This window comes from Aporhodopirellula aestuarii (assembly GCF_023701485.1).
Taxonomy (GTDB): domain Bacteria; phylum Planctomycetota; class Planctomycetia; order Pirellulales; family Pirellulaceae; genus Rhodopirellula; species Rhodopirellula aestuarii.
In genome coordinates this window covers 1-1,780 of sequence record NZ_JAMQBK010000033.1, presented here as the reverse complement: position 1 = coordinate 1,780, position 1,780 = coordinate 1, and the positions used below count along the sequence as shown (strand labels likewise).

Sequence of the window (1,780 nt, the reverse complement as noted above, 5' to 3'; positions counted from 1 at the left end):
GCTAGTGCGCCTGTGAAGGCGATTGAACAGTCGGGTGAAAGTCCCGGTCGGGGAAGACGTTACCGTCCCCGTAGTGAATGATAACTGCGTTTTCAACAGAAAAGGTGGAGAGCAATCAGGAGCGAATGAGCAGTCCGTAACAAAATGAACTCGTTTCGGCCAAGCCTGTCGGGGAGCGTGCTAGCAAATCGCGAACCTCTGATCCCACGTCGACGGCCCGATGATGACCTTAACAAGTCAGTCCGCGATCAACGGCGGACGGTCGGTGGGACGGCCCGCACGGTGATTGAACGTTGGTAACGTGTTAAACCGAGGCGGTGCGAAATGGCAGTAGGGTGTTTGGAGACGGAATGCTTGGAAGTTCAATCGAGATAAGCAGGGAGGCCTGAGGACCGACGCAGACTTCGTCTTACTGTCCTCAGGATTCAGAGTCTCCATAGTAGTGATGACCGGCGGGAACCAAACCCGCTGCGAGCCAAGGGAGATAGGGAAGTAGATTCGAGAAGAAACGACGTATGAGAAACAGCAAACCCCAACGCAATGCGAAACGCCAACGGCGTGAAGCCAAGAAGAAGGATAGCGAACTCTTGCCGGAGCGAGTGCCGTTCGCGGCTATACCTCCGGGCGAACACCCCAAAGCGGACATCCGCTCCTGGGCCTCGCGGAGCGTCTGGACTGATCGAATGTTGTCGACACTCGTCGAAAGACGTTTGAAACACGGCAAATGGTATTCGCTAATCGACAAGGTCACCAGCGAGCTGAACCTGTTCCAAGCCGCCCGCAAGGTGACGGGGAAGAACGGTGCAGCCGGGGTAGATGGTCAGGACTGTGAAGCGTTCGAGGAGCAACTGATCGTGGAAACACGTGAGCTTCGTGGGCAAATCGCCAGTGGTCATTACACACCCCATCCGGTACGTCGAGTTCATATTCCCAAGCCGGGAAAACCGAACGAAACACGACCTTTAGGCATCCCAACAGTCCGTGACCGAGTCGTGCAAACTGCACTGGTCAGCGTGATTGAACCGATTCTCGACAACGAGTTCCACCAGCGCAGCTTCGGTTTTCGCCATGGACGCTCGGCTCACGATGCCCTTCGCATCGTCGAGCAAAAGATCGAGGAAGGCTACGTGTATGTCGTCGATGCGGACCTGAAAGGGTATTTCGATTCGATCCCCAAAGATCGGTTGGTGCGGCTTGTCAAAGAGCACATCGCCGATTCCAAGGTGATCGGCTTAATCGAATCATTTCTGGATCAGGGAATCCTCGAAGAACTGCGTCACTGGAATCCGATTACCGGAGTTCCGCAAGGCGCAGTGCTCTCACCGGTGCTGTCGAACCTGTACCTCAACGAGCTGGATCATGTGATGGACGAGTTAGGTTTCGAGATGGTGCGGTACGCAGATGACTTCGTCGTTCTGTGCCGTAGCGAATTCGAGGCCGAGGTGGCTCTTCTGGAGATTCAGCAATGGGTTGAATGTGCCGGCTTACAGTTACATCCTGACAAAACGAAGATTGTAGACAGCCGCGTGAAGAGCTTCGCATTCTTGGGCTACTCGTTTCGCGGGGACAAGATCTATCCTCGACGCGAGAGTCTGGCGAAGATGAAGACGCGGATTTACGAGCTAACGGTACGCAAGCGAAGCGGCTCTCTGAAGTCGATCGCGAAGGAACTGAACCCAGTGTTGATCGGATGGTTCGGTTACTTCCGCCACTGTCGTTGGACGATCTTTAAGGACTTAGACGCGAAGATCCGCAGTCGTCTGCGGCGCCTGTTATTAAA

Annotated in this window: 1 protein-coding gene; it reads left to right on the top strand. The window is 54.7% G+C overall.

From position 1 onward, the window contains the following. Nucleotides 1-515 precede the first annotated feature (515 nt). On the top strand, nt 516-1,780 hold a 1,265-nt coding region (gene ltrA / locus NB063_RS13300), incomplete at its 3' end, for a group II intron reverse transcriptase/maturase (RefSeq protein WP_250929220.1).